Here is a 4,422-nt window from a genome sequence, read left to right as displayed (position 1 = left end):
CGCTCCTTTCCAGCCAAAGGAAAATACGAGCGGAAAACTCTAACTACAAACGGCAGAAAAACCGGGTTTCAGAGCAGCTGCTCCACTCCAATCCGGTCACCGGAGCTGGACCATTTACTGGGTGCATCCTGGCACGCGCCTTGGCTCGGCCACACATCAAAAGGCTGGTCACGCCTCTATACGCAATCGCTGCCACGGCAGCTTTTTCAGGTCCAACCATCCGAAACAAAACCGCCCTCAGATTTCCGACCGCCTTGGCTAGCGTGATCGTAGGCTCTGCGCATTCTTGTCGCATCACATAATCATTATGACGGGTTCTGGGCTTCACTCCGGCCCTGCAACGGCTATGTTCGCCGCAATCAATACAGGCAGCGTTCATGAGCACCGATCCCCTTGTTATCTTTACCCCCTCTGGCAAACGCGGGCGTTTTGCTGTTGGCACGCCAGTCTTAACCGCCGCGCGGCAACTGGGGGTCGACCTCGATTCCGTCTGTGGCGGGCGTGGGATATGCTCCAAGTGCCAAATCACACCGTCCTATGGGGAATTCTCCAAACACGGGCTGACGGTCGCGCCCGACGCGCTGTCGGAATGGAACAGCGTCGAGCAACGCTATGATGATATTCGGGGTCTGAAACAGGGTCGCCGGCTGGGCTGTCAGGCCACTGTGCAAAAAGATGTGGTCATTGATGTGCCCGCCGAAAGCCAAGTGCATAAACAAGTGGTGCGCAAACGGGCAGAGGCGCGGGATATCGTGATGAACACCTCCACTCGGCTCTATTATGTCGAGGTGGCTGAACCCGACATGCACGACCCATCCGGCGATCTGGAACGGCTGGTCACCGCGCTGCGACGCGACTGGGATCTGCCCGCGCTTGAGGCGGACTTGGGTGTGTTGAAAACACTGCAACCCGCGCTGCGCAAAGGCGAATGGAAGGTCACCGTTGCCGTGCATCTGGGCGATGCGGTGTTTTCGCCTCGGATCATCGACATCTGGCCGGGGTTCTATGACGGGACAATCTACGGGCTTGCCATTGACCTCGGCTCAACCACCATCGCCGCGCATCTCTGCGATCTTCGGTCGGGCGAGGTCACCGCCTCTTCCGGGATCATGAACCCGCAAATCCGCTTTGGTGAAGATCTGATGAGCCGCGTCAGCTACGGCATGATGAACCCGACCGGATCAGATGAAATGACCGCCGCCGTGCGGGACGGGATGAACGCGCTCTTCGCCCAGATCACAGAGGAAGCCGGTATCGACGCCAGCCAGATCGTCGATGCGGTCTTTGTCTGCAACCCGGTCATGCATCACCTCTTTCTTGGGATCGACGCCTATGAGCTGGGGCAAGCCCCCTTTGCTCTCGCCACATCAGAATCCCTCTCACTGCGGGCGACGGAGCTTGACCTGAACCTGCACCCGGCCGCACGTGTCTATATCCTGCCCTGCATCGCAGGGCATGTAGGGGCAGACGCGGCAGCGGTGGCCTTGTCAGAGGCACCCGATAAATCCGAAGACCTGATGCTGGTGGTGGATGTGGGCACCAACGCCGAAATCATCCTTGGGAACAAAGACAAGGTGCTCGCCTGCTCCTCACCCACGGGGCCGGCCTTTGAAGGCGCACAGATCAGCAGCGGCCAGCGCGCCGCACCGGGAGCCATCGAACATGTGCAAATCGACCCGGCCACGAAATTGCCGCGCTTTCAGGTGATCGGCAGCGACCTGTGGTCTGACGAAGATGGGTTCGAAGCGGCCATCGCGCAAACCGGCATCACCGGCATCTGTGGTTCGGGGATTATCGAGGTCATCGCCGAAATGCGCATGGCAGGTATCGTGGATGGGCCGGGGCTGATCGGCTCAGCGGAACAAACGGGATCGCCCAATTGTTTTCAGGATGGGCGAACCAACAGCTACCTGCTCTACGATGGAACGGCCCAGGACGGGCCAAAAATCACGGTCACGAACACTGACATCCGGCAAATCCAAATGGCCAAGGCAGCACTTTATTCCGGGGCGCGGTTGCTTATGGATAAATTCGGCGTCGACAAAGTGGACCGGATCGTGCTTGCTGGTGCCTTTGGCGCGCATATCAGCCCGAAACACGCCATGGTGCTGGGCATGATCCCCGATGCGCCATTGGACAAGGTGACCAGCGCAGGCAATGCAGCGGGCACCGGCGCACGGATCGCATTGCTGAACACCGATGCACGCAAACAGATCGAAACGCTTGTGCACAAGATCCACAAAATCGAAACAGCTATCGAACCGCGGTTTCAGGAACATTTTGTCAACGCCTCAGCCATGCCCAACGCTGTGGACCCTTTCCCGATCCTGAACAGCATCGTCAGCATTCCACAGATCAACCATAACACCGGCGGCGACCGGGCCGGACGCAGGCGGCGGCGCTGACATGCGCGTGTCGATAGCGCGCTGTGAAGCCTCTGCCAGCACGTTCACGAACGCGTCATTGCACCATAGTCTTTCAATTCATTAGGAACCAACCACCCACGACCGTGTTGTCAACCCAGCGGCCCACAAGGGTCAAACGAAAGCAAAAGGAGATGACAATGCATACCTTTACAAAATCCACATTGATTGGCGCAACAATGCTGACAGCAGCCAGCGCGGCCAGCGCTGACATCGTGAATGAATATCTGCTCAGCGATGAGCTGACGATCACAGAAAACGCATCGAAAGTGCAGAACTTCTCGACCCTGATCGCAGCTGTCAAAGCAGCAGGTCTGGACGATGACCTGATGGGCGAAGGCCCATACACCGTGTTCGCACCAACCGACGCTGCATTCGCCGCCTTGCCCGAAGGCGCGCTGGACAACCTGATGAAACCTGAAAACATCAGCCAGCTCGAAGCATTGGTCAAAGCACACGTCGTGCCTGGCATCGTGACGTCCGAAGATATCGACCTTGCCGCGCTCGGCAATGACAACGTTGAGATCAACGAGATGGATGTTGAAGTGACAGAAGGCAAAATCCTGATGGATTCGCTGATCGAAACAAACATCGCTGTGGAAAAGCTGGGCGACTCCTTCTACGTCTCCGCCTACCGCGAAGCACTGGCCGCCGATGAGCATGAGGCCAGCATCATCGAAGCAAACATTATGAATTCAAACGGCGTAATCCACGTGATCGACACCGTTCTGACGCCTGACAGCTAATCGCTGATCAGATAGAAATTGGTGGCCCTCCGGGGCGCGGATATAAAGATATTCGCAGACCAATACACTGTCCGTAAGACGGAAGCCCGCACCTCATCGTGCGGGCTTTTACTTTAGGTGGGTCAGTTAGTTTCTGAAAGTGCAGTCACACGCGATGCACGATCACTCGTAGCAAGTCGGGCGAAAGGTGGCATATACCTCTGACCTTCCGGGTGTCCTTTTTCATTTCCCAGGCCAGAAACACAGATTGACGCCCCCGTCGTCACCGCATATGTGAAACTTCACTGCGGGTATGGTGAAAAGGTATCACGAAAGCTTCCCAAGCTTCAGTTACGGGTTCGATTCCCGTTACCCGCTCCACAAATAAACGGGTTACGCGATAGCGAACGCCGAAAGAACTTTTATTCTTCAACATCTTCAATTAAATTATTATCTATATCTCATCCCTGCCCCGCAGATTCATAGGGCAGCTTTTCCGAGAGCAGTAAGCACCTTATTGGAATTATCTATCAGTCGATAACTTTAGACCGACGAGTGGATATTAAACCCCTACCGGCTTGCGCCGGTAGGATTTGCGACCTGCTTTTCTAAGTAGTGAAGTGCGATGTCTTTGGTGATGGCCCCATTGGTCGTTGAGAAAAACAAGCAGATTGTCGCTCGTCGCAACATCTTTGACTTTCCGTACTGACGTCCAAGGTGTCCAGATTCCGGCAAAGAACGCCAGCGGTCGGCCATCGTTCAGGGCAAATCAAACGGCGCTATGCCCATCAAGATGCAGCAGGTATTCACGGACCATCCCAGTCGTGATCTTCGTCACATCGTGCTTGCCGAAGTAGATGATCAACCCGTCTTTCTGGGGTTCAGCATTTTTACATCCCCGTCAGACCACTTCGACTTGCCCTTCTGCGCAGGCATGAGCAGTTTGGCGTAGTGCTCAAGGCTTGTGGCCTTCTGCTGCGCAAATTCGCTGTTCACCTTGCGGCGAAAGGTAAAGTATGTTGTTGAAGACACCGACACGCATGGCAACGTGCGGCTATACTATCGCCGCAACGGGCGGAAAACCCGCCTCAGAGGGCCAGTAGGATCGCCCGAGTTCTTACTCGATTATCGCGCCGCCGCTGCCGAACCAAAACCACTGACAAACAAGACTGAACAATCTGGCCGTGTTGTCCCGCGTGCTCTGAAACCCGGTTTTTCTGCCGTTTGTAGTTAGAGTTTTCCGCTCGTATTTTCCTTTGGCTGGAAAGGAGCGA

The 4,422-nt window shown here is 55.8% G+C and carries 2 protein-coding genes and 1 tRNA gene; all 3 read left to right on the top strand.

The features are described from left to right. Positions 1 to 377: 377 nt before the first annotated feature. Positions 378 to 2,405 (top strand): ASKHA domain-containing protein, encoded by a 2,028-nt coding sequence (locus ACJ5NV_RS20255; protein WP_411646671.1) that lies wholly within the window; start codon positions 378 to 380, stop codon positions 2,403 to 2,405. 158 nt (positions 2,406 to 2,563) lie between these two features. Next, the gene (locus ACJ5NV_RS20250) at positions 2,564 to 3,169 is read left to right on the top strand and encodes a fasciclin domain-containing protein (RefSeq protein WP_411646669.1); all 606 of its coding nucleotides are present in this window, start codon (positions 2,564 to 2,566) and stop codon (positions 3,167 to 3,169) included. Between the two features lie 286 nt (positions 3,170 to 3,455). After that, a tRNA-Gly gene (locus ACJ5NV_RS20245) sits at positions 3,456 to 3,529 on the top strand. Positions 3,530 to 4,422: the final 893 nt, after the last annotated feature.

The sequence above is a fragment of the Loktanella agnita genome (genome assembly GCF_046640325.1).
Lineage (GTDB): Bacteria > Pseudomonadota > Alphaproteobacteria > Rhodobacterales > Rhodobacteraceae > Yoonia > Yoonia agnita.
Note: the sequence above shows the minus strand (reverse complement) of the source record. Positions and strands in the feature narration are given on the sequence as shown.

Bases quoted from the DNA above. Each gene is read 5' to 3' on its own strand.
- ACJ5NV_RS20255 (WP_411646671.1), top strand. From the start codon at position 378: ATGAGCACCGATCCCCTTGTTATCTTTACCCCCTCTGGCAAACGCGGG.
- ACJ5NV_RS20250 (WP_411646669.1), top strand. From the start codon at position 2,564: ATGCATACCTTTACAAAATCCACATTGATTGGCGCAACAATGCTGACA.